Source organism: Streptomyces sp. NPDC047982, from assembly GCF_043204165.1.
GTDB lineage: Bacteria > Actinomycetota > Actinomycetes > Streptomycetales > Streptomycetaceae > Streptomyces.
In genome coordinates this window covers 19,610-42,018 of record NZ_JBIDBS010000026.1, presented here as the reverse complement: position 1 = coordinate 42,018, position 22,409 = coordinate 19,610, and the positions used below count along the sequence as shown (strand labels likewise).

The 22,409-nt window shown below is 70.8% G+C and carries 16 protein-coding genes and 1 pseudogene; 10 read left to right on the top strand and 7 right to left on the bottom strand.

Annotated elements, in window-relative coordinates; genetic code table 11:
- Positions 1–240: 240 nt before the first annotated feature.
- The 6 genes from ACGF2V_RS27080 (at position 241) to ACGF2V_RS27055 (ending at position 7,554) form a co-directional block, all read left to right on the top strand.
- Positions 241–1,824 (top strand): S8 family peptidase, encoded by a 1,584-nt coding sequence (locus ACGF2V_RS27080; protein ID WP_362709672.1) that lies wholly within the window; start codon positions 241–243, stop codon positions 1,822–1,824.
- A gap of 339 nt (positions 1,825–2,163) precedes the next feature.
- Positions 2,164–2,916: a GntR family transcriptional regulator gene (locus ACGF2V_RS27075; RefSeq protein WP_362625401.1), complete on the top strand. Its 753-nt coding sequence runs from the start codon at positions 2,164–2,166 to the stop codon at positions 2,914–2,916.
- Between the two features lie 330 nt (positions 2,917–3,246).
- Complete coding sequence (locus ACGF2V_RS27070; protein WP_362625403.1) at positions 3,247–3,429, top strand: SPOR domain-containing protein; 183 nt, start codon at positions 3,247–3,249, stop codon at positions 3,427–3,429.
- A 234-nt stretch (positions 3,430–3,663) separates the two neighbouring features.
- Positions 3,664–4,074 (top strand): (deoxy)nucleoside triphosphate pyrophosphohydrolase, encoded by a 411-nt coding sequence (locus ACGF2V_RS27065; RefSeq protein WP_362709676.1) that lies wholly within the window; start codon positions 3,664–3,666, stop codon positions 4,072–4,074.
- A gap of 285 nt (positions 4,075–4,359) precedes the next feature.
- Positions 4,360–4,788, top strand: coding sequence for an ATP-binding protein (locus tag ACGF2V_RS27060; protein WP_362625407.1), 429 nt, complete (start codon positions 4,360–4,362; stop codon positions 4,786–4,788).
- A 198-nt stretch (positions 4,789–4,986) separates the two neighbouring features.
- Entirely contained in the window at positions 4,987–7,554 is a 2,568-nt protein-coding gene (locus ACGF2V_RS27055) for a SpoIIE family protein phosphatase (protein ID WP_362625458.1), read from the top strand.
- A 117-nt stretch (positions 7,555–7,671) separates the two neighbouring features.
- On the opposite strand, the gene ACGF2V_RS27050 is transcribed toward ACGF2V_RS27055, so the two are convergent.
- The 6 genes and pseudogenes from ACGF2V_RS27050 to ACGF2V_RS27025 all read right to left on the bottom strand — a co-directional run bounded on the left by ACGF2V_RS27050 (position 7,672) and on the right by ACGF2V_RS27025 (position 13,395).
- The gene (locus tag ACGF2V_RS27050) at positions 7,672–8,025 is read right to left on the bottom strand and encodes a hypothetical protein (RefSeq protein ID WP_362625409.1); all 354 of its coding nucleotides are present in this window, start codon (positions 8,023–8,025) and stop codon (positions 7,672–7,674) included.
- A 149-nt stretch (positions 8,026–8,174) separates the two neighbouring features.
- A pseudogene (locus ACGF2V_RS27045) lies at positions 8,175–8,518 on the bottom strand (glucoamylase family protein); the annotation flags it as partial.
- Between the two features lie 211 nt (positions 8,519–8,729).
- Positions 8,730–9,932, bottom strand: coding sequence for a family 1 glycosylhydrolase (locus tag ACGF2V_RS27040; protein ID WP_362709678.1), 1,203 nt, complete (start codon positions 9,930–9,932; stop codon positions 8,730–8,732).
- A 282-nt stretch (positions 9,933–10,214) separates the two neighbouring features.
- A complete protein-coding gene (locus tag ACGF2V_RS27035) occupies positions 10,215–11,150 on the bottom strand; it encodes a carbohydrate ABC transporter permease (protein WP_362625413.1) in 936 nt (311 codons plus the stop codon).
- On the bottom strand, positions 11,147–12,139 hold the full coding sequence (locus ACGF2V_RS27030) for a sugar ABC transporter permease (RefSeq protein WP_362625415.1): 993 nt from the start codon (positions 12,137–12,139) through the stop codon (positions 11,147–11,149). Before ACGF2V_RS27030 ends, ACGF2V_RS27035 begins: the two co-directional genes overlap by 4 nt.
- A gap of 5 nt (positions 12,140–12,144) precedes the next feature.
- Positions 12,145–13,395, bottom strand: coding sequence for a sugar ABC transporter substrate-binding protein (locus ACGF2V_RS27025; RefSeq protein ID WP_362709680.1), 1,251 nt, complete (start codon positions 13,393–13,395; stop codon positions 12,145–12,147).
- A 271-nt stretch (positions 13,396–13,666) separates the two neighbouring features.
- Here ACGF2V_RS27025 and ACGF2V_RS27020 point away from each other — a divergent pair, with 271 nt between their 5' ends.
- Positions 13,667–14,662, top strand: coding sequence for an acetylxylan esterase (locus ACGF2V_RS27020; protein ID WP_362625419.1), 996 nt, complete (start codon positions 13,667–13,669; stop codon positions 14,660–14,662).
- Between the two features lie 449 nt (positions 14,663–15,111).
- Here ACGF2V_RS27020 and ACGF2V_RS27015 read toward each other — a convergent pair whose 3' ends face one another.
- Entirely contained in the window at positions 15,112–16,164 is a 1,053-nt protein-coding gene (locus tag ACGF2V_RS27015; protein ID WP_362709682.1) for a LacI family DNA-binding transcriptional regulator, read from the bottom strand.
- Between the two features lie 333 nt (positions 16,165–16,497).
- Here ACGF2V_RS27015 and ACGF2V_RS27010 point away from each other — a divergent pair, with 333 nt between their 5' ends.
- The 3 genes from ACGF2V_RS27010 to ACGF2V_RS27000 all read left to right on the top strand — a co-directional run bounded on the left by ACGF2V_RS27010 (position 16,498) and on the right by ACGF2V_RS27000 (position 22,377).
- Positions 16,498–18,843 carry an ABC transporter family substrate-binding protein gene (locus tag ACGF2V_RS27010; RefSeq protein WP_362709684.1) on the top strand — a complete coding sequence of 782 codons (2,346 nt, stop codon included), beginning with the start codon at positions 16,498–16,500 and terminating at the stop codon, positions 18,841–18,843.
- Between the two features lie 658 nt (positions 18,844–19,501).
- Entirely contained in the window at positions 19,502–21,406 is a 1,905-nt protein-coding gene (typA, locus tag ACGF2V_RS27005; RefSeq protein ID WP_362625425.1) for a translational GTPase TypA, read from the top strand.
- A 380-nt stretch (positions 21,407–21,786) separates the two neighbouring features.
- Positions 21,787–22,377 carry a hypothetical protein gene (locus ACGF2V_RS27000; protein ID WP_362625426.1) on the top strand — a complete coding sequence of 197 codons (591 nt, stop codon included), beginning with the start codon at positions 21,787–21,789 and terminating at the stop codon, positions 22,375–22,377.
- Positions 22,378–22,409 lie beyond the last annotated feature (32 nt).

The following is a 22,409-nucleotide window of genomic DNA, read 5'->3' as shown; positions in this document are numbered from 1 at the left end:
GTGCAGGGCGGCTGAATGGCGAAGGCACGGCATGCGTCAACGCACCCTTGTGCGAATCCCAAGGATCGGTCAACCTTTCGCTGTCGGCCGGGCCTTGGGTGGCGCGGTATCCGCAACGTGCGATTGTCATGCACATGATATTGAGCCCCACTCGGCTCGCTCCGCCCGGCCCTGATCCGCCTTCACCTCCATGACCCGTGGACCCCCACCAGCGCACCGCAATCGAGGAGGATCCCTCAGATGTCAGTGATGCGTCACACCCCCCACGCCTGGCGAAGAGCCGCCGCCGCGAGCGTCATAGCCGGTGCGGCCCTCGCGCTCTCCACCGCGGCGGCGTTCCCCGCCGCCGCGGCCGGTCCGGCGGCGGAAGGCCCGATCGAGAACGCGGGTGCCCCGGGCGCCATCAGCGGCAGCTACATCGTCACGCTCGACGAGTCGGCGGCCGACGCCGGCTCGGCGGAGGGCAGGGCCCTCGCCAGGGAGTACGGCGCGAAGATCAAGCGGACCTACCACGCGGCCCTCAACGGTTACGCGGTGGAGCTCTCGGAGGAACGGGCGAAGAAGCTCGCCGCGGACCCGGCCGTCGAGTCCGTCGTGCAGAACCGGACCTTCAGGGTCACCGGTACGCAGCCCTCGCCGCCCTCGTGGGGGCTGGACCGGATCGACCAGAAGAACCTTCCGCTGAACCAGAGTTACACCTATCCGGACAAGGCCGGCGAGGGTGTCACCGCCTACATCATCGACACCGGTGTCCGGATCACCCACAACGACTTCGGCGGCCGGGCCTCGTACGGCTACGACGCCATCGACAACGACAACACCGCGCAGGACGGCCACGGTCACGGCACGCACGTGGCCGCCACCGTCGGGGGCTCGTCGTACGGTGTGGCCAAGAAGGCGAAGATCGTCGGCGTCCGGGTCCTCGACAACAGCGGCTCCGGCACGACCGACCAGGTGGTCGCGGGCATCGACTGGGTGACGGCGAACGCCGTCAAGCCGGCCGTCGCCAACATGAGCCTGGGCGGCGGGGCGGACACCGTGCTCGACGCCGCCGTGCGCAAGTCCATCGCCTCCGGCGTCACCTACGCGGTGGCCGCGGGCAACGAGTCGACGGACGCCTCCACCCGGTCCCCCGCGCGCGTCACCGAGGCCATCACGGTCGGCTCCACGACCAGCACGGACGCCCGCTCCAGCTTCTCCAACTACGGCAGCGTGCTGGACATCTTCGCGCCGGGATCGTCGATCACCTCGGCGTGGAACAGCAGTGACAGCGCCACCAACACGATCTCCGGCACATCGATGGCGACCCCGCACGTCGCCGGTGCGGCCGCCCTCTACCTGGCCGACCACCCGGGCGAGAGCCCCGCACAGGTCTCCGCCGGACTCGTCGCCGCGGCCGGCACCGGAGTGGTGACGAACCCGGGCACGGGCTCCCCGAACCGGCTGCTGAACGTCGGGAGCGGCACCACGAACCCGCCGGGGCCGAAGTTCGAGAACACGACCGTCTACACCATCCGTGATAAATCCACCGTCGAGTCGCCCGTCACGGTCTCCGGTGTCAGCGGGAACGCGCCGGCCACGCTGAGCGTGCCCGTCAACATCACGCACACCTGGATCGGCGACCTGAAGATCGATCTGGTCGCGCCCGACGGCTCGGTCTACAACCTGAAGGCGAGCGGAACCGGCGGCAGCAGCGACGACGTGGTCACCAGTTACTCGGTGGACGCCTCGTCCGAGGTGGCCAACGGCACCTGGAAGCTGCGCGTCACCGACAGCGCGGCGGGCGACACCGGGCGGATCAACTCCTGGGGTCTGCAGTTCTGATGACGGCTCGTCCGCCGACCGGTCCGGCGGGTCCCCGGGCGGCCCGGCCGGCGGTTCGGCCGACGACTCGCCCGGCGGGTGGCTCCGCGGACCGTCGAGCCGCGGGGGCATGAGCAGGGTCGGGGAGACGTGAGGGGTGGTCGCTGCCGCGGCTGCCCCTCGCACCTTGCGCAGATGCATGATGTGCGGACGCATGTACGGTTTCTCCCTGCATGCGGACCGCGCCATGCGCGCCACTCCGACGGATCATCACTTCGAGTGAATCTCTGGCCTTTGCTTGCGGTGGGCAACCGACCGTTGTCAGTCTGTTGCAGACCGTCAACCTGTTGGGAGAGTCCTGTGACTTTCGGTGAGCAGCCCGCTTATTTGCGTGTTGCGAGCGATCTGAGAGAGAAGATCGTCAATGGTTCGCTGCCGCCGCGTACGCGCCTGCCGTCCCAGGCCCGTATCCGCGAGGAGTACGGGGTGTCGGACACGGTCGCGCTGGAGGCGCGCAAGGTGCTGATGGCCGAGGGGCTGGTCGAGGGCCGCTCCGGTTCTGGTACGTATGTGCGGGAGCAGCCGGTCCCGCGCCGGATCGCCCGCTCCGGGTACCGGCCTGTTTCCGGGGCCAGTTCGTTCCGTCAGGAACAGACGGCGGACGGGGCGCGAGGGACGTGGGAGTCCCGTAGTGAGCAGGAGGGGGCGTCCGGTCCCGTCGCCGAGCGGCTGGGCATCGAGCCGGGCGACCGGGTGATGCGTACGAGTTACACCTTCCGTGAGGCCGGAGAGCCGATGATGCTCTCCACGTCCTGGGAGCCGCTCACGCTGACGGGACGTACGCCCGTGATGCTGCCGGAGGAGGGGCCGTTGGGCGGCTGCGGGGTGGTCGAGCGGATGGCCGCGATCGATGTCGTCGTGGACAACGTGGTGGAGCAGGTCGGCGCGCGCCCGGGGCTGGCGGAGGAGCTCCTGGCGCTCGGTGGCGTTCCGGGCCATGTCGTGATGGTGATCGAGCGCACGTTCTACGCGTCGGGACGCCCGGTCGAGACGGCGGACGTGGTGGTGCCCGCAGACCGTTTCCGGGTCGCCTACCATCTCCCGGTCAGGTGAGCGGCGCGCGGAGGGGGCGGCCCCTCGCCGAGCCACCGGCGAGCCGGGTTCCTTGACCGGCGAGCGGCCTCTGCCGACCTTGATCGTCATGCCCTGGCGACCGGTGGGGGCCGGCCGAGGGGCCGTACGGCCGGTCCGGGTCGTCGGAGGGGCGCATCCGAGGGACGCGCCCCTCTTTCCTTGGCCGGATCGGTACCTCTTTGTGAAATTACGTATCCGTTGAGTAAAGGTCTGGCGTAGGCTCCGGCATATGCGTAGTGCGGTTTCCTGGGGATCCTTAAAGACATGCGAGCCGTTCGCGGGAGGGGCGCGATGTGGGGGAGGGGTGCGATGACCGACAGTGGTGCCGAGCTCCCTTGGCTCGTGATACGGCAGGACGACAACGGCAATCGCTATCGGGTCGGCAGATACGCCACGCGCGGCGAGGCTCAGGAGATGGCCGACAAGCTGGAGATCCACGGCCATGAGCAGCTCTATTGGGTGGAGCGCGCCGGTCGGCGCATCCGTCCGTGACGCGCCGCCGCAAGGCGCCGCTCGACCGTGGTGAAATGCCCCCCCGAGGCGCCGCCCGGCCGCAGTGACGTATCCGCCCGCGATGCCGCCCGGTCGCGGTGAGGGGCCGGCCGCAGCGGGAGGCCGGTGGTGGAGCCCCGGTCGTGGGGCGGGGCGGGGCGGGTCTCGTGCGGGGCCGCCCGTAGGCGCACCTGGCCGCCCGCCGCTCCCGCGCCCGGCGTTACGCTCCGGCTCATGGACGATCGTGTAGTGGTGGCCGGAGCCGTCTTCGACCGGGGCCGCCTGCTGGCCGCGCGCCGCAGCGCCCCGCCCGAGCTGGCCGGCCGCTGGGAGTTGCCGGGAGGGAAGCTGGAGCCGGGGGAGACCGGCGAACAGGCGCTGGTACGGGAACTCCGCGAGGAACTCGGCGTGGAGACACGCCCGCTGGAACGCGTTCCCGGTGAGTGGCCGCTGAAGCCGGGATACGTGCTCCGGGTGTGGACGGCGCGGCTGGTGTCCGGTGAGCCCGCGCCGCTCCAGGACCATGACGAACTGCGCTGGCTCGGGCCCGACGAGATCGACGCGGTCGACTGGCTGGACCAGGACCTGCCCGCCGTCGCGGCGGCGGTGCGATGCCTGCCGGACGGCGCCCCCGCCGACATGTGACATCGTGGCGCTCCCGGCCGCCGGGCCCCGCTGACCGGGAGCGCGGGCCGGCCACGGGGGCGTGCGCCGCTGACGTGGAGTCGGGCGGCGGGTCGGCGCCGGTTCCTGCCGTTCCGGCGCGCGGCGCTCTTCCTGTGCGCCCCTCTCTCTGCGCACATCTGTTCGTGTGCGGGGTCATACACCCGTACGCCCCACGTGTCGATCGCAGCGATAGTTCGCCCCGAATGGCGGGTATGAACTGATTATCCCGCGTAAGCAGGGCGTACCCGATGCTGGTCTTGGGAAGTGATCGGCGTGATCGACACCGAAGGCGACTGCGCGGAGTGGACCTTTCCCGCTGTGCCCGGCGCGGTGCGCACCGCGCGGCACGCCGTCTATGAGGCGTTGCGCCGCTGGGGGCTTGACGCGGTCGTAGGGGATGTGACGCTTCTGCTGGTCAGCGAGTTGGTCACCAACTCCTTGCAGTACACATCGGGTCCCATCGGCGTGCGCTTGCGGCGCTCCCGTCCCAACGGCGATTCCGCCTCCGGCCATCCCGGACTGCTCGTGGAGGTCTCCGATCCGCTTCCGGATCCGCCGACCGAACGTGCGGCGGGGCCCGATGACGAGGGCGGCAGGGGGCTGCAGCTGGTGGCGTGCTCCGCCCGTCGCTGGGGGATCAGGCGCGGAAGGACCGGCAAGACCGTGTGGTTCGAGCTGGCGCTGCCTGGTTAGGAGTGGGGTGGGACGACGCGAACGGCGATCACCGAAGGTCGGGCAGAACCTGTCTGAAATGGACTGAGACCGTGCTGTGATCGTGAACGCCGTGTCGGTCGGGGCCGGAGTGCTGAATACTGCGGTCAGGACCGGTCCGGTGTGTGAGCTGGAGGGGACGGTCGCGTGAGCGAAATACCTGGGACGGCGGGCGGCATCGTGTGGCAGAACAGTCCGCCCGGCTCGATCTATGACTACATCAGAGTCGCCTCTTTCTCGATCGGCGCCGATGGCCTGATCGAGCAGTGGAGCCGACGGGCCGCCGACCTGTTCGGCATCGCCGCGGACGTCGCGGTGGGCATGGACCCGGTCGAGGCGTTCATGCCCGCCGAGCTGCGGCGGGACGGCCACCGCCGGGTCGGCGAGATCCTCGACGGCAGGGAGTGGACGGGTCTCGTCCCCTTCCGGATACCGGGGGAGCGGGGCGTGCGCGGGCTCGCCGAGCTCTACGTGATGCCGAGTGAGACAAAGACCGGGGAACGGGCCGCGGTCTGCATCGTCGTGGACGTCCGCGCCCTGCGCCGTATCGAGACTGACCTTGCCGCGTCACAGGCCATATTCGGCCAATCTCCTTTCGCTTTCGTACTGTTCGGCACGGACCTCGCGGTGGTGCGCGCCAACGAGCGCTTCGCCGCCGTCTTCGGTGGCAGGGCCGAGGACCACCGGGGGCGCACCGTCGACGACTACCTCACCCGCACCGAGGCGGACCGTCTCACCGCCACCCTGAAGCGGGTGTTGGAGACCGGTACGTCCGTCACCGACCTCCAGCTCGTCGGCCATGCCCCCGGAGCCCCGGACCGCCGGTACTGGTCGATGAACCTCTACCGCGTGCACGGTGGTTCGGGCCGGCCGGTCGGGATCGCCGGACTCGCCACGGACGTGACGGCACGTCATTTCGCGGCCCGTGAGGCGGCCAGCGCCCGCCGCAACCTCGCCCTGCTCAACGAGGCCAGCGCCCGCATCGGCAACTCCCTCGACCTGGAGACCACCGCCCGCGAACTCCTCGGCGTCGCCGTGCCGGGTTTCTGCGACCTCGCCTCCGTCGACCTCTACCAGGGCCTGCTGACCGGCGACGACGCACCGCCCGGGAGTTGGGACTCGCTCCGTCAGGAGTCCGTCGGCGGCTCCGCCGAACTGCGCCGCGTCGCCTTCGCCAGCGCCGTGTCGGACGCACTGCCCGCCACGACGGCGGACCGGACCGCACCCGCCCCCGGTGGCGACCCGCCCGCGCTCGGTGCCGTGCACCGGTTCCCGTACCACTCGCCCTGCGCCGTCGCGTTGCGCACCGGGCACGTGGAGGACGTCCCCGGAGACGACCGGGGCTTCGTCCAGTCGACCCTGGCCGTGCCGATGGTCGCCCAGGACACGGTGGTCGGCCTCGTCCAGTTCTCCCGCGCCAAGGGCAGCGAGCCCTTCGGCGAAAGGGACCGGGCGCTGGCCGTCGAACTGGCCGCCCGCGCCGCGGTCTGTATCGACAACGCACGTCTCTACCGGCGCGAGCACGAGCGGGCGTTGATCCTCCAGCGCAGCCTGCTGCCGCCCGGCGACCCCGAGGCCGCCGGTCTCGACATCGCCTGCCGGTACCTCCCCGGCAACACCGCCACCGAGGTGGGCGGCGACTGGTTCGACGTGATCGAACTCCCCGGCCACCGCACCGCCCTCGTCGTCGGCGACGTCATGGGGCGCGGCCTGCGCGCCGCCGTGGCCATGGGCGAACTGCGCACCGCCGTGCGGACCTTGGCCCTGCTGGACCTGGAGCCGGCCGAGGTGCTCGCCGCGCTCGACGAGGTCGCGCGGGGGCTCGGCACTCCCGGCCGCGCGACCGGCGCCTTCCCCGGGGGTTCCGGCGGCGGCGCCCAGTGGCCCTCGCGGGCCGCCCACAAGTCCCGTGAGGCGGACCTCTCCGAGGTGTACCTGGCGACGTGTGTGTACGCGGTCTACGACCCGGTCGCCCGACGGTGCACCTTCGCGAACGCCGGTCACCTCCCCCCGGCCGTGGTCGAGCCGGGCCAACGGGCCGTCATGCTCGACGTGCCGCCGGGGATGCCGCTCGGTGTCGGCGGCGAACCCTTCGAGGAGGTCGAGGTCGAACTGAAGGAGGGCGCCCTGCTCGCCCTCTACACGGACGGTCTCGTGGAGTCCCGGGACCATCCGCTCGACGAGGGGCTCAAGGCCCTGCGCGACGCGCTCGTCGCACCGCAGCGGCCGCTGGAGGACGTCTGCGACCACGTCCTGGCCACTCTCGACACCCGGCACGGCGAGGACGACATCGCCCTGCTCATGGCCCGCGTCCGTGGACTTCCGGTCGACGCCGTCGGCGACTGGCGGCTGCCTCGCGAGCCCCGCTCCGTCGGCCGCGCCCGCGAACTGGCCCGTGAACAACTGCTCTCCTGGGACCTCGCCGAGCTGGTGGACACCACCGAACTGCTGGTCAGCGAACTGGTCACCAACGCCCTGCGGTACGGCGAGGGCGAGATCCGGATCCGGCTGCTGCTCGACCGCACGCTCGTGTGCGAGGTGTGGGACGCGGGCCTGGTCCAGCCGCGACGGCGGCGGGCGCGCGACACCGACGAGGGCGGGCGCGGGCTGCAGTTGGTCGGGATGCTGAGTGCGGGCTGGGGGTCCAGGCGGACGCCGCGCGGCAAGACCGTCTGGTTCGAGTTGGCACTGCCCGACGGGGCACCGGCCGCCGAGCCCACGCTGGAACAACTGCTCAGCATGTACTGAGCCGGGCGCGTGGTGATGCGGCCACGTGGTGAACCGGGCGCGTGGTGATGCGACCACGCGGTGAACCGGGCGTGCACCGAACGGACCGGCCGGCACGGGGACCCGCACGGCGGCCGTTCAGGGGTGGTGCGGGAGCCGCCGGTCACGGCACCGGTGGCGCGGCCCTGCGTCCGGCCGTCGGCCGGACGTCCCGGGGGTGGTGCGGGTGACGGCGCGCCGCCGGCGCAGCACGCGTGCGCGAGCGGCGGTCGCCGCGGTGCCGACGAGGACGGCCAGCGGCACGATCAGGTCCACGGCGCTCGCCCCGCCGTGATCGACGGTCCCGGGGCCCGGGACGGCGGGGGCGGCGGCGTGCGCCGTACGGGGGAGGGCCGGCCCGTACACCGCCGACAGCGCGATGAGCGGGGCTCCGCCCGGTCCGGAGCGTCCGAAGAGCCCGGATATTCGGCTACGGCTCGCGAGTGGCGTCACCTTTGCGAGGCTATGTCCACTCTCTGTCGCCCGCGACCGGGCGAAGGGCCCCGCGACCCGTCGGACGGCGCCCCCGCACCGGGTACGACGGTGCCCCCGCACCGGGCACGGCGGCGCCGTCCGAGGTCCGGACGAGGCCGGACCTGCGGTCAGATGGAGAAGCGCTCCTTGGCGAGCAGCGGACGCACCCGCGACCGGAAACCGCCCGTCCGGAACGGCCTTCGCAGCAGACCCGGACGCAGCGCCTGGGCCAGTGCCGCGGCGGTCATCCCCTGCTCGAGGGCGAGCATGTAGTCGCTGACCCGCCCGGTGCCCACGTTGACGGAGTCCCTGAACCCGTATCCGGGGTGGTAGGCGCCGAAGTCGCGGTCGAGCGCCCGCAGGTTGGCGATCGCCTCGTCCGGCGCGCAGGGCAGGGCGAGGAACGAGGCGTGCGGGGTCACCACACCGTTCGTGAACGCCGCGGGGGCGGCAGCGGGGCGCCGTGGCGCGTACGGCAACCGCGCGGGCGACGCGCGTCGGCGGGGCTGGACACGCGCGTCGCCCGCACGGGCGGGGTCGTACGGGAACCGGGCGGCCGTCAGGTGCCTCCGGGGTCCCGTACGGGCGGGAGCGTCGTCAGTTCGCTCCCGGTCCGGGGCCGACCTCGGTCGGCGGTGCCGAGGTCGGCTGGTGGGGCCGAGAGGGATCGGCGGGGCCGGTGGTCAGTCGGCGATGCGCGGCAGGGCGCGCGTGCGACCCATCTCGCCCAGCCAGCGGGCGGACGGCTTGGGCAGCCGCTCGAAGGTCTCCGGGTCCCAGCCGATCAGGCCGAAGGCCGGCTTGTAGGAGCCCCACTCGTAGTTGTCGAGCGCGCTCCACGCCAGGTAGCCCTTGATGTTCAGGCCGTCCTCCAGGCCACGGGCGACCTCGTTCAGCGCGCCGGTGTAGTAGTCGATCCGGCGGTCGTCGTCCTCGGTCGCGATGCCGTTCTCGGTGACGATCAGCGGCATGTCCTTGCCGATGACCTCGGCGGTGTGGCGCAGCGCGTGGCCGACGGCCGACGGGTAGTACTCCCACTGGGTGAGGGTGCGCTCCGCGTCGTCCGGCGTCGGGATCGGGCCCTCGGGGCCGATCTTGGTCCGGGTGTAGGACTGCACACCGATCCAGTCGTCGCCGCGGGCGGCCTCGATGAAGACGTCCTCGCGGGGGTGCCGGTAGGCCGCGGTGATCTCCTCGGCGCCGGGCAGGGCCTGGTAGACCTGGTTGGCGATGGTCCAGCCGACCTGGATGCCGGGGGCGATGGCCCGGACCTCCTTGACGGCCGCGTGGTGCGCGGCGATGACGACCCGGGTGGTCTCGTCGTCGGGGGTCGGCAGCCCGGCGGGCGGGAAGCTGTTGTCGCCGCGCTTGGCCTGGCCCGCCATGACGGCGATCATGTTCGGTTCGTTGATGGTGCAGACGTGCGTGACGCCCTCGGCGATCACCGGTGCGCAGGCCGCGACGTAACGGGCGAAGAGCTCGACCGCGCCCTCGGCGGTCCAGCCGCCCCGCGCCTCGAACCACTGCGGCACGGTGAAGTGGTGCAGCGTGATCATGGGGCGCAGGCCGCGTTCGAGGGCGCCCTCGACCATGCGGCGGTAGTGGGCGAGTTCGGCGCGGGAGAAGCGGCCCTCGGCGGGCTCGATGCGCGCCCACTCGATGGAGAACCGGTAGTCGGTGAAGCCCAGGGAGGCCAGCGCGTCCATGTCCTCGCGCCAGCGGTGGTAGCTGTCGCAGGCGTCCAGGCTGGGCTCCTGGATGTGGGTGCCCGCGGCGTGTTCCTTGACCCACCAGTCGCAGTTGGTGTTGTTTCCCTCGATCTGGTGGGCGGCGGTGGAGGCGCCCCACAGGAAGCCTTCGGGGAAGGGGACCTGGGTGTGAGTCATCGCGGAATGTCCTTCTGGTGCGTGAAAGGGGTGTGGCCGGCGTGGGGTGTGGTACGCGGCCTCGTACGTTTCGGTGGGGGGCGGCCGGTCTCGTGGACCGGGCCCGTGGGACGGGCTCACGAACCGGCCCCGTGGGGCCGTTGCGCGAACCGGGTCCGGGCGCCCGGAGGAGCCCGTCCGGGCGGCCTCTGCGCAGCGGCTTTCGCCAGAGGCGAGCCCGTGGCGCGGGCCGTTACGACCTGGGGACCGACAGGGAGCGGGCTCCCTATCGCCCCCAGGTCGTTACTTCATGCCTGCCGTGGCGATGCCCTGGGTGAAGTGCCGCTGGAGCGCGATGAAGACGACCAGGACCGGCAGCACGATCAGGAACGAACCGGCCATCAGCACGCCGTTGGAGCCGCCCGCCTTGTTGGGGTCGGTGGCGAAGGTGGCCAGCGCGACCGGCAGGGTGTACTTGTCGGGGTCGTTGGTCGCGATGAGCGGCCAGACGAAGTTGTTCCAGGAGCCCAGGAACGTGAAGATCGAGAGCGTCGCCAGGGCGGGCTTCACCAGCGGCATGACGATCCGCCAGAAGATGTACCACTCCCCGGCGCCGTCCATCCGGGCCGCTTCCAGCAACTCGTCCGGGATCGACTGCATGAACTGCCGCATCAGGAAGACCCCGAACGCCCCGGCCGCGAACGGCAGCACCAGACCGGCGTACGAGTCGATCAGCTGGAGCTTGCTCATCAGCACGAACAGGGGCAGCAGCATCAGGTTGCCCGGCACCATCAGGGCGCCGAGGACCAGCCCGAAGATCTTGTTGCGTCCGGCGAAGTTCAGCTTGGCCAGGGCGTAGCCGAGCATCGAGCAGAACACCAGGTTCGAGACGGTGACCAGCACCGCCACGATCACCGAGTTCATGAAGTACAGCGGCAGATCGAGCTTGTCGAGCAGGTCCCGGAAGTTGTCCAGGGTCCACTCGGTCGGGATCCACACCGGCGGGCTGGCCGTCAGGTCCTGCGGCGTCTTGAAGGCGGAGACCGCCATCCAGAGGAACGGCGCCGACATGACCAGCAGGCCGACGGAGAGCAGGACGTAGACGAGGACGCGCCCAAGGCCGCCCGCCCGGCCCGTACCGGCCGACCGCCGTGAGCCCCCGGACCCCGACGGCAGCGAGCCCCCGGACCTCTTCTCCGGCGCCGTCGCAGCGGCGCCCGGTGCACTGGTGGCGCTCATTTCGTGTTGTCCTTCAGCAGTCGGAGCTGTAGCACCGTGATGCCCATGATCACGACGAAAAGGACATACGCCATGGCACTCGCGTAGCCCATGTGGAAGAAGTTGAAGCCCTCGCGGTACATGTTCAGCGAGACGGTGAGCGTGGAGTCCGAGGGACCGCCCTGGGTCATCACGAACGGCTCCTCGAAGACGTTGAGGTAGCCGATGGTGGTGATCACCGTGGCGTAGAGCAGCGTGGGCCGCAGCAGGGGCACGGTGATGCCCCTGAACTCCTGCCAGACACTTGCCCCGTCCAGTCTCGCCGCCTCCCGCACCTCGGCGGGGATGGCTTGCAGACCGGCGATGAAGAGCACCATGACCGTACCGAGGTTGCGCCAGACCGCCATCGCGATCATCGAGGGCATGGCGAGCTTCTCGGAGCCCAGGAAGTCGGGCGCGGTGAGACCCACCTCGGAGAAGAGGCCCGCGACGAGTCCGTCGACCGGATCGAGCACGAACCGCCAGACCACGGCGACGGCGACGATGGTCGTGACCACCGGGGCGTAGAAGCCGACGCGGAAGAAGGTCCGGGCCCGGTCGATGCCGTTGTTCAGCAGTACGGCGACGACCAGCCCCAGGAAGATCGTCAGGGGGACCCCGATCACCACGAAGTACGCCGTGTTGAACAGCGACGTGAGGAACTTGTCGTCGCTGAACAGCCGGACGTAATTGTCGAAGCCGACGAACTCCGCGTCCCACGGGTGCGTGACGTTGCGCAGCCCGAAGTCGGTGAAGCTCATCGCCAGCGTCGCGAGGATCGGGAACGCCATGAAGACGAGGAACAGGATCAGGAAGGGCGTGGAGAACAGCCAGCCGGCCAGGTTCTGCACGTTCATCGACCGTTTCCTGCCGCCCCGGCGACCCGCGGGCCCGGTGGCCGGGGACCCGGAGGTCCCCGGCCCGGCCTGCACCGTGGCCGACTCCGCGGCCTTTGAGGTCATGGTGCGCATGTCTTCTACTTCACGAGACCTTCGATTTCGGACTGGGCCGTCTTCAGCGCGTCCTCGGCGGACGCCTTGCCCTGGGTGACCTTGGTGATGGCCTGGTCGACCTTGTCGGTGATCTCGGTCCAGTTGGGCAGCGAGGGCGATGCCTTGGCCGTGTCCATCTGCTTCTTGAAGACCTGGAGGGTGGCGTCGCCGGCGAGGTCGCCGGAGGACCAGGCGGAGGTGTTGGCCGGCAGGTCCTTGGTGCGCTTGTACCAGTCGGCCTGGCCCTTGGTGTCGGTCAGGTACTTGATGAACTCCGTGGCGGCGGCCTTGTGCTCGCTGTCCTTGGAGATCACCAGGGAGGAACCGCCGGCCATGGAGACGGAGGACTTGTCGGCGGGCACGTTCGCCACCGCCCACTTGCCCTCGATCTGCGGCTGACCCTCGTTCAGCAGCGTGACGTGCCAGGGGCCGCCGAAGAACATCGGAACGCGGCCGTTGCCGAAGTCCTTCACCACGTCGTAGCCGGGCGGCACGGACTTGTTGGACAGGCCCTTGTCGAAGTAGGAGCCGTACTCCTTCAGCGCCTTGACGGCCTCGGGGCTGTCGATGACGACCTTGCCCTTGTCATCGATGATCTCGCCGCCGGCGGAGTAGAGGAAGGAGTAGAAGTTCTGCACCGTGTCCAGGCCGCTCGGCTGGATGGACAGGCCCCACTTGGTGCCGGCCTTCTTCTGGTAGGCCGTGGCGAGGTCCTGCATCTCCTTCCAGTTGGTCGGGGCCTTGGTGACACCGGCCTTCTCGGCCAGGTCGGTGCGGTAGTAGAGGACGCGGGTGTCGACGTACCACGGCACGCCGTACGCCTGACCGTCCACCTCGCCCTGCTTCCAGCCCGCCGGGAAGAAGTCCTTCTCGTCGAACTTCTTGGTGTCGACCGGCTCCAGGACGCCGAGTTCGGCGAACTCGCCCATGTAACTGCCGCCCATCTGGGCCACGTCCGGCAAGGTGCCGGCGGCAGCGGCGGAGACCAGCTTCTGATGGGCGACGTCCCAGCCGACCGGGGTCACCTTCACGGTCACGTTCGGGTTGGCCTTGGTGTACTCCTTGGCCACATCCGTGAGCTTCTCGCCCTCGGCGCCCATGGCCCACACGGTGATCGTCTGCTTCTCGTCCGCCGCGACGTCGTCGCCACCGGAACTGCCGCACGCGGTGAGGCCGAAGGTGAGCGCGGCGGCGACCGAGATCCCGACCAGGGCGGTTCTGGTGGTGCGGGGCATGGAGGGCTCCTCCTTGAGCAATCCGGATGTATGCGCTGCCTGTAAGCGCATACATCACTCTGCGGCAGGAATTCGGGATTCCGCAAGAGGGTGCTACGTCACACTCCTCCAACGCGCCGGACCTCCGGGCGTTCGACTTGGCACGTTAGATGCACTGTTTGTGAAATTGGTAATCATGTGACCAATTTGGCCGATGAATATGACGGATTGCGTATAACGGGTAACCGGCTGTGGGGGTGGGTGTGATCGTGACTTCGTTAGTGTCGTGACCATGTCTTCGTTCGAACACGACTTTCCCTTCGACCCGACTTACGGGCGCACGCTCGACGACCTGCTCCACGTCCCGGCCCCCGCCGTCGCCCCGGACGACTTCGACGCCTTCTGGCGCGACCGGTACGCGCAGGCGCGCGAGGTCGCCACGGAACCGGAGCTGGGCCCGCTGGAGGAGGAACGCGACGGCGTACGGATCCACGGGGTCACGTTCACGTCGGTCGGCGGGGTGCGGCTCGGCGGCTGGGTCGCGCTGCCCGCCGAGGGGGTGTCGGCCGAGCATGGATTCGTCATCGGGCACGGGTACGGCGGTCGCGCGGAGCCCGGCCCCGACGTGCCGCTGCCGCTGCCCCGGTCGGCGGCGATCCTGCCGTGCGTCCGGGGCCTGACCGCGCGCGGCCTGCAGGAGGGCGTACCGGACACCTCCGCCCGGCACGTCCTGCACGGCATCGCCTCGCGCGACACCTACGTCATCGGCGACTGCGTGGCGGACCTGTGGTGCGCCGCGTCGGCGCTGAACGAACTGGTCCCGGAGACGGACCCCGGGGCGGGCGGTCCGCGGCTCGGCTACCTCGGCGAGAGCTTCGGCGGCGGGCTCGGCGCGCTGGCCCTGCCGTGGGACGACCGGTTCGGGGCCGGGCAGCTGACGGTGCCCACGTTCGGCAACCACCCGCTGCGGCTCACCCTGCCCTGCGCGGGGAGCGGGGAGGCGGTACGCGGGTACCACCGCACGCACCCGGAGGTCATCGAGGTGCTGCGGTACTTCGACGCCGCCACGGCCGCGGCCCGGCTGGAGCTGCCGGTGCTGGTGGCGGCGGCGCTCTTCGACCCGTCGGTGCCGCCGCCGGGGCAGTTCGCCGTGTACAACGCCCTGCCCGGTGAGCGCGAACTTCAGGTGCTGGACGCGGGGCACTTCGACCACCCGGGGCGAGCGGCGGAGACGGAGGAGCTGTACGCGGCCCGGCGGCGGTTCTTCGGGGCGCACCTGAAGGCGTGACGGCGGCGTGACGGCGGCGCCGGTCCGGTGGGGGGCCTCGGCGGGCCGGTCCGGTGGGCGGGTGCCCGGGCCGGTCCGGTGGGATCCTCGGGCCGGTCCGTGGGAGCGCGCCGCATCGGGCGCGGTCGCGGGCTGGTCCGGTGGGTCCTCGGGCTGGTCCGGTGGGAGTGCGCCGCATCGGGCGCGGTCGCGGGCCGTGGGCCGCCGCTCCGGGTGCCCGAGGCCCTCGCGCCGTACCGGTCGGACCGGCCGAGGACCGCGCCTCGCATCGGGGGAATGCTGTCGGTCGCGCGCCTCGTCGGAAGCCGGCGCTCCTGCGCCGTATCAGCCGTGTCAGCCGTATCAGTCGGAAGGCCGTCGGTCGCGCCTCGCCGGAAGCCGACGCTCCCGCGCCGTGTCCCGGGCCGACGCCCGCGCCGTACCGGTGACGGCGGCGGTGGTGGTACCGGTCAGCCGCAGCCGCAGCTCGCGCGGTGGACCACGGAGACCGGCAGCATCAGCGAGACCGGTTCGCGCTCGTTGTCTCCCAGCCGCTGCACCAGCAACTCGACTGCCTGCTCGCCGAGTTGGCGGATCGGCTGGCGTACGGTCGTCAGTGCCGGGCGGACGATCCGGCTCAGCGGAATGCCGTCGAACCCGGTCACCGCGACGTCCTCCGGCACCCGCACCCCGCGCCGCTCCAGCGCCCGCAGCGCACCCACCGCCATCTGGTCGTTGGCGAACAGCATGGCCTCGGGTCGCTCGCCCTCCCGGTCCAGCAGCGCCTCGGCGGTCCGCGCGCCCTCCGCCTGGGTCATCATCTCGGCCCGCAGGTCCGGCGCGTCCGGCACCGGGAGCCCGGCGTCGCGGCACGCCTCCCGGAAACCCCGGAACCTGGCCCCGGCGTCCGGCGACTCGGCCTCGCCACCGACGAAGGCGAGCCTGCGCAGCCCGTGGTCCTCGATCAGGTGACGGGCCAGTTCACGCTCCCCGTCGGCGTTCGCGACGACGATGTGGTCGAGATGGTCGATCTCGCGCGGCCCGGCGAGCATCACCACCGGCACCCGCCGCGAGATCACTTCGAGGTCCTCGGTCGGCACGGTCCGCGCCAGTACGGCGAACCCGTCGACCCGGCCCGCCACCTTCGCGACGCTCTCCCGGCCGCCCTCCATCGACGCGGCGATCAAGAGCGCGTATCCGTGCCGGCGCGCCGCCCGCTCCATGCCGCGGATGATCTGGTCGGAATAGAGCATCACCGCGTCGTCGGCGTCGCTGTCCGCCTCCGCGTCGGCCTCGGCGTCGGGGTCGGCCATGTCGGGGAAGCAGAGACCGAGCACACCGGTGGTCCGGCTGGCCAGGGCCCGGGCGTTCCCACTCGGTACGTAGCCGAGCTGGCGGGCGGCTTCGAGGACCCGCTCACGAGTCTGTGCACGTACCGAATCGGGGGTGCGGTAGACCCGGGAGACCGTGGCAATGGAGACCCCCGACCGCTCGGCCACGTCGTACACCGTTGGGGCGCTCACTCGACCGTCCGTCCGTTCCCTCTTCCGCCCGCACGCGCCTGCCGCCGCACGTACCGTCCCTGGTTGAAAGCGCATTCACCCTAGATCGCGGGCCATGCGAGGGGCAAGGGCATCCCAAGAATCGACAGGGCCGGTCGGGGGCTGACCGCCACAAGGAGTGTTGCGCTGCGCGGGTGAGCTTCGGGGAGTTCCGCGCCGTGTCGGCGCCGCCTCACGCGTGTGTGCGCTTTCAGTGGGTGGGCGGAAACAGTGCGATCAACTGCATATGTCATCAAAAACGCACAATCCGGCCCGTCTCGGTGCGGGGCCGGGCCGGCCCCGGAGGTATCAGCCATGTACCACGTCGGCGTCCCGCGGGGGACGGCCCGTAAGCGCCGTTCGCTCGCGCTCCTCGCGACGGGTGTGCTGACGCTCCCCGTACTGGCCGCGTGCACCACCGACGACAGCGGTTCGGAGACGGCCGCCGTCCCCCAGGACATCGCGGCCGCGGGCCGGGGCGCGGTCGCCGCCGGGGGCACGGTCCACTGGGCGATCGACTCCGTTCCTGCCACTTTCAACGTGTTCCAGGCCGACGCCGACGGCTCCACCACCCGCGTCACCGGCGCCCTGCTGCCGACCCTCTTTCCGCTGGACGCCCGGGGCAGGCCGCAGCCCGACCCGGACTATCTGGAGTCCGCGAAGGTGATCGAGCGCGAGCCCCGGCAGGTGGTGCGCTACAAACTCAACCAGAAGGCGGTGTGGAGCAACGGCCGAAAGATCGGGACACCCGACTTCGTCGCCCAGTGGCAGGCACTGAGCGGCGGGAACACGGCGTATTGGACCGCGCGCAACGCCGGGTACGACCGCATCCGGAAGATCGAGCGCGGCGCCGACGACCTGGAGGTCCGGGTCACCTTCGCCAAGCCGTACGCGGACTGGCGCTCGCTCTTCTCCCCGCTGTACCCGAAGGAGGTGACCGGCGCCCCGAACGCGTTCAACGACGGCGCCCGGACCGCTCTCACGGTCACGGCCGGACCATTCCGGCTGAGCGGTGTGGACACGAAGGCGGGCGAGGTCACGCTCGTCCGTGAACCGCGCTGGTGGGGGAGGCCCGCCAAACTCGAATCACTCGTCTTCCGCGCCGTCGCGCCGAAGGACCGCGTCCAGGCCCTGACCGAGCACAGGGTCGAGGTCGCCGATGTCGACGCCGCCGCCGCGCACCGGGTCGCGCAGGCGGCCGGGGGCAACGGTCCGAACGGACAGCCCCTCGCCCAGGGGCCCGACGCCGCCGACGGCCCGGCCGCCGCGATGCGTTCCTGGGCCATGGCACACGGCTCGGACGAGGCGGAGGCGACCGCCGCACGGGCGGCCAGGGAGAAGGCCCGGGCCGCCGCGGAGGCGTATGCGGCCGAGCAGAACGGGCTGCGCGCGTACGCCGTCCGCAAGTCGCTGGAGCCCGCGTACACGCAGCTCGCCCTCAACGGCGGGTCCGGGCCTCTCTCCGACGAGCGGGTGCGGCGTGCGGTCGCCCGGGCCCTGAACCGGCAGGAGCTCGTCGACACCGTGCTCAAACCGCTCGGTCTGCCCGCCGTACCGCTCGGCAGTCACGTCGCCCTGGCGGGACAGCCCGGCTACAAGGACGGCAGCGCCGCGCTCGGCGGCGAGGACAAGGAGGAGGCGCAGGCCCTGCTGGCCGACGCGGGCTGGACCCGCGAGGGCGCGATCAAGAAGCCGGGCAGCGCGAAGGCGGGCAGCGAGGCCGAGAAGAACCACAAGAACGGCGGCCACGGCGACGGCGGCCGGACCGACGGCAAGACCGGCAATGACGGCGACGAGGGCAGGACCGGCAACGACGGCAAGAACGGTGGCCACGGCGTCGCCGCCGACGGCCCGCACATCGTGGGGGACGACGGCAAACCCGGCGACGCGGACGGAACCGCCACCGGCCTCCGGATCCTCGCCCCCGCCCCCGTCGCCGCGGCCCACAGCGCCGCCCTCCTGCGGCAGGCCGGGCACCTGGCCGCAGCCGGCACCCCCGAGATCGCCACCCAGGACCAGCGGCCCGGCGGCGCGGCCGGTGCCTACGCCCCCGCCGGGACCGCCGCCCCGGCCCCGGAGACCGGACGCGGCCCGCTCGGCAAGGACGGCCAGCCGCTGAACCTGCGCTTCGTCCTGCCGTCCGGGCCCGGGTCGGAGCCGTTGCGCGCGGTCGGCAACAAGATCGCGGCGATGCTCGACTCGATCGGCATCGGCACGTCGATCACCAGGGTCTCCGACGACAGCTACTTCCGGGACCACATCGCCGCGGGCGACTACGACCTGGCGCTCTACTCCTGGCCCGCCACCGCCTACCCGGCGACCGACAACCGTCCGATCTACGCCAAGCCGGTGCCCGCCGGTGATGGTTCGCTGCTGGTCGAGCAGAACTACACCCGCGTCGGCACGGACCACATCGACCAGCTCTTCGAGCAGGCGGTCTCCGAGCTCGACGAGGGGGCCGCCCGGGACCTGATGAACGAGGCGGACGCCAGGATCTGGGCCGCCGCGGGCTCGATCCCCCTCTACCAACGGCCGCAGCTCGTGGCGACCGACAAGAGGCTGGCGAACATCGGAGCCTTCGGCTTCGGGACGCCCCACTACCAGGACATCGGCTTCAAGGGCCCGCAGCCCGCAGGTCCCCCGGCGAACCAGAAGCAGTGACCGCACGCGGTGACCGCGCACGGGCGGCCCGGCCGCGGGAAACGGTCGCGAGACGTACGGGGACAAGGCGTACAAGGAGTGGAGGAGCAGCAGGTCAGAGCCACCCTCCGGAAGCTCAGAACCAGCTCAAGTCCCTTGCCCGCCCGGCTTCCCGGCGGGCAGGGTCGTGATCACCCGCTGACCCGGGTGGCCGCTCGTCCCCCCACCTCCGGGCCTCGTCCCGGAGCCCAGCCGCTTCGGAACCCCACCTCCGGAGTCGCTTCAAGTCCCGTGTCAGACGTCCCCACCGGGGCCGTGGCCGTGTCCTTCGGTGAAATCCGTCGGAAGACATGGCCACGGTGACGCGAACGAGGCCCGCGCCGTACCGCGGAGACCGCTTGCGCCGACGGGGGCGACGGGACCGGGGCGGCCGAGACATGCCAGGGCCGCGGCGGGCGCGGATCCGCCGCGGCCCGGCGGGCGTGACGCCCGGCCGCGGCCCCGTCCGGCGCCCGGTGCGGCCCGTCCCGAGGGCGGCGGGAATTTGCCGGGGAAGCCGCTACGGCGACGGGCCTTTACCATGGTGGGTAGCCGTGGCGCGTACGCCCGGCGGGCGTACGAGGACCCGAGAGCGACTGAGACGCCTGATCCCACGATCCGAGAGAAGCTCAAGCCACACATGCCCACGCGCCATGACATCCGTAACGTAGCCATCGTCGCCCACGTCGACCACGGCAAGACCACCATCGTCGACGGCATGCTCAAGCAGGCCGGTGCCTTCGGCGCGCACCAGCTCGACTCCGTGGACGACCGCGTCATGGACTCGAACGACCTGGAGCGTGAGAAGGGCATCACGATCCTCGCCAAGAACACGGCGGTGAAGTACCACCCCAAGGACGGCGGGGACCCGATCACGATCAACATCATCGACACCCCCGGCCACGCCGACTTCGGTGGCGAGGTCGAGCGCGGCCTGTCGATGGTCGACGGCGTGGTGCTGCTGGTGGACTCCTCCGAGGGCCCGCTCCCGCAGACGCGCTTCGTGCTGCGCAAGGCCCTCCAGGCCCGGCTCCCCGTCATCCTGTGCATCAACAAGACGGACCGTCCCGACTCCCGCATCGACGAGGTCGTGAACGAGGCGTACGACCTCTTCCTCGACCTGGACGCGGACGAGGACCAGATCGAGTTCCCGATCGTCTACGCCTGCGGCCGTGACGGCATCGCCTCGCTGACCAAGCCGCAGGACGGCACCGTCCCGGCCGACTCCACCAGCCTGGAGCCGTTCTTCTCGACGATCCTGGAGCACATCCCGGCCCCGCGCTACGACGAGGACGCCCCGCTCCAGGCCCACGTCACCAACCTGGACGCCGACAACTTCCTCGGCCGCATCGCGCTCTGCCGCGTCGAGCAGGGCGAGCTGCGCAAGGGCCAGACGGTCACCTGGATCAAGCGCGACGGCACGATGGCCAACGTCCGCGTCTCCGAGCTGATGATGACCGAGGCGCTCACCCGCAAGCCGGCCGAGGTGGCGGGCCCCGGTGACATCTGCGCCGTCGCCGGTATTCCCGACATCATGATCGGCGAGACCCTGGCCGACCCGGAGAACCCGATCGCGCTGCCGCTGATCACGGTCGACGAGCCCGCCATCTCGATGACCATCGGCACCAACACCTCGCCGCTGGTCGGCCGCGGCGGCACGGGCAAGGGCGCCGACGCCAAGTCCGCCGTCAAGGACCGCAAGGTCACCGCCCGCCAGGTGAAGGACCGCCTGGACCGCGAGCTGATCGGCAATGTCTCGCTCCGCGTCCTCGACACCGAGCGTCCGGACGCCTGGGAGGTCCAGGGCCGCGGCGAGCTCGCGCTCGCCATCCTGGTCGAGCAGATGCGTCGCGAGGGCTTCGAGCTCACCATCGGCAAGCCTCAGGTCGTCACCAAGGACGTCGACGGCAAGGTCCACGAGCCGGTCGAGCGCATGACCATCGACGTGCCCGAAGAGCACATGGGCGCCGTCACCCAGCTCATGGGTGTCCGCAAGGGCCGCATGGACAACATGTCGAACCACGGCTCCGGCTGGGTCCGCATGGAGTTCGTCGTCCCGTCCCGCGGCCTGATCGGTTTCCGCACGGAGTTCCTGACCCAGACCCGCGGCACGGGCATCGCCCACTCGATCCACGAGGGCCACGAGCCCTGGTTCGGCCCGCTGCAGACCCGTAACAACGGCTCCCTGGTCGCCGACCGCGCCGGTGCGGTCACCGCCTTCGCGATGACCAACCTCCAGGAGCGCGGCGTGCTGTTCACCGAGCCCGGCACCGAGGTGTACGAGGGCATGATCGTCGGCGAGAACTCGCGCTCCGACGACATGGACGTGAACATCACCAAGGAGAAGAAGCTCACGAACATGCGGTCCTCGTCGGCCGACTCGTTCGAGGCGATCGTCCCGCCGCGCAAGCTCTCCCTGGAGCAGTCGCTGGAGTTCTGCCGCGACGACGAGTGCGTCGAGGTGACCCCGGAGGCCGTCCGCATCCGCAAGGTCAACCTGGACGCCCGCGAGCGCGCCCGCGCCGCCTCGCGCGCCAAGCGCTGACAGCCTGTCAGTCCCCTTCGGGCCCGGCCCCTCCGCATATGGTGCGGAGGGGCCGGGCCTTTTACGGTCTGTCCCCGGTGCTCGCACCCTCAGCCGTCACCCTGCTGCCCTCGTTGGCGTCATGTGTGCGATGAGGAACGCGGACCTGACGACATCCGCCTCACTCCGCGAGCCGTCAGTTCGTCGCTGAAGCAAATTGGATCTCTTGAAATAGCTTGTGAACGGCGGGAGTTGAGTGAAAGGATCACCTGTGTCACACCGTCCGGTGCTGGCGCGAGGTTGCGATGTGGATCACAAGTGATTCGCATGTGCAAGCAGATAGGGGTCGCATGTCGTGCGGCCGTGCCGTCTGTGGAATGAAATGGGGGACGACCTTGAGGATGAGCTTCGCTTCGGCGACTGCCGCGATGGCACTGGCCGCTTCGGCGCTGGTGATCGTGCCGACGACCAGCGCGAGCGCGGCACCGCTGATCTGTGATCCCGGCACCCGCTCGGTCACCTGGGTCACTACGAGCCACAGCCGTGTACTCACGCACCAGGTCAAGGGGTACGAGAAGGAGTATTCGTCCGGCAGCCGGACGGTCACCAAGACGCTCTCGCACGAGAAGACGCTCAGCTCCGGCTGGACCATCGGCGGCGGTTCGACCGCAGGTCTGTCGGTGGGCAAGGTACTGGCGAGTCTCGACGTGAACGTCGAGGGGTCCTACAACCACTCGAAGGGCAAGACGACCACCAAGAGCGTCAGCATCACGGACACGCTCACCAAGAAGGGCCGCTACTGGTTCTACGTGGGTCGGCTCCAGGCATCCGGGTACTGGCAGGCGTACCGCTGCGACCGGGGCACGAAGTGGGTCAAGCAGGCCCATGGGCAGGCGAAGAGCTACGGCGCCATGGTCGATGGCGCGACCCGCTGCGGTGAGAAGGTCAGCAAGAAGAGCATCGCCGCCGTGGTGCACAAGAAGTACTGCTGACCCATCGGAAGCGCGGCTGAACCCGCCGGAAG

What these genes read in the sequence shown, in the direction of transcription:
- ACGF2V_RS27010 (WP_362709684.1), top strand. Translation starts at nt 16,498, where the DNA reads ATGTACCACGTCGGCGTCCCGCGGGGGACGGCCCGTAAGCGCCGTTCG.
- ACGF2V_RS27030 (WP_362625415.1), bottom strand. Translation starts at nt 12,139, where the DNA reads ATGCGCACCATGACCTCAAAGGCCGCGGAGTCGGCCACGGTGCAGGCC.
- ACGF2V_RS27025 (WP_362709680.1), bottom strand. Translation starts at nt 13,395, where the DNA reads ATGCCCCGCACCACCAGAACCGCCCTGGTCGGGATCTCGGTCGCCGCC.
- typA (WP_362625425.1), top strand. Translation starts at nt 19,502, where the DNA reads ATGCCCACGCGCCATGACATCCGTAACGTAGCCATCGTCGCCCACGTC.
- ACGF2V_RS27070 (WP_362625403.1), top strand. Translation starts at nt 3,247, where the DNA reads ATGACCGACAGTGGTGCCGAGCTCCCTTGGCTCGTGATACGGCAGGAC.
- ACGF2V_RS27080 (WP_362709672.1), top strand. Translation starts at nt 241, where the DNA reads ATGTCAGTGATGCGTCACACCCCCCACGCCTGGCGAAGAGCCGCCGCC.
- ACGF2V_RS27040 (WP_362709678.1), bottom strand. Translation starts at nt 9,932, where the DNA reads ATGACTCACACCCAGGTCCCCTTCCCCGAAGGCTTCCTGTGGGGCGCC.
- ACGF2V_RS27020 (WP_362625419.1), top strand. Translation starts at nt 13,667, where the DNA reads ATGTCTTCGTTCGAACACGACTTTCCCTTCGACCCGACTTACGGGCGC.
- ACGF2V_RS27035 (WP_362625413.1), bottom strand. Translation starts at nt 11,150, where the DNA reads ATGAGCGCCACCAGTGCACCGGGCGCCGCTGCGACGGCGCCGGAGAAG.
- ACGF2V_RS27065 (WP_362709676.1), top strand. Translation starts at nt 3,664, where the DNA reads ATGGACGATCGTGTAGTGGTGGCCGGAGCCGTCTTCGACCGGGGCCGC.
- ACGF2V_RS27000 (WP_362625426.1), top strand. Translation starts at nt 21,787, where the DNA reads ATGAGCTTCGCTTCGGCGACTGCCGCGATGGCACTGGCCGCTTCGGCG.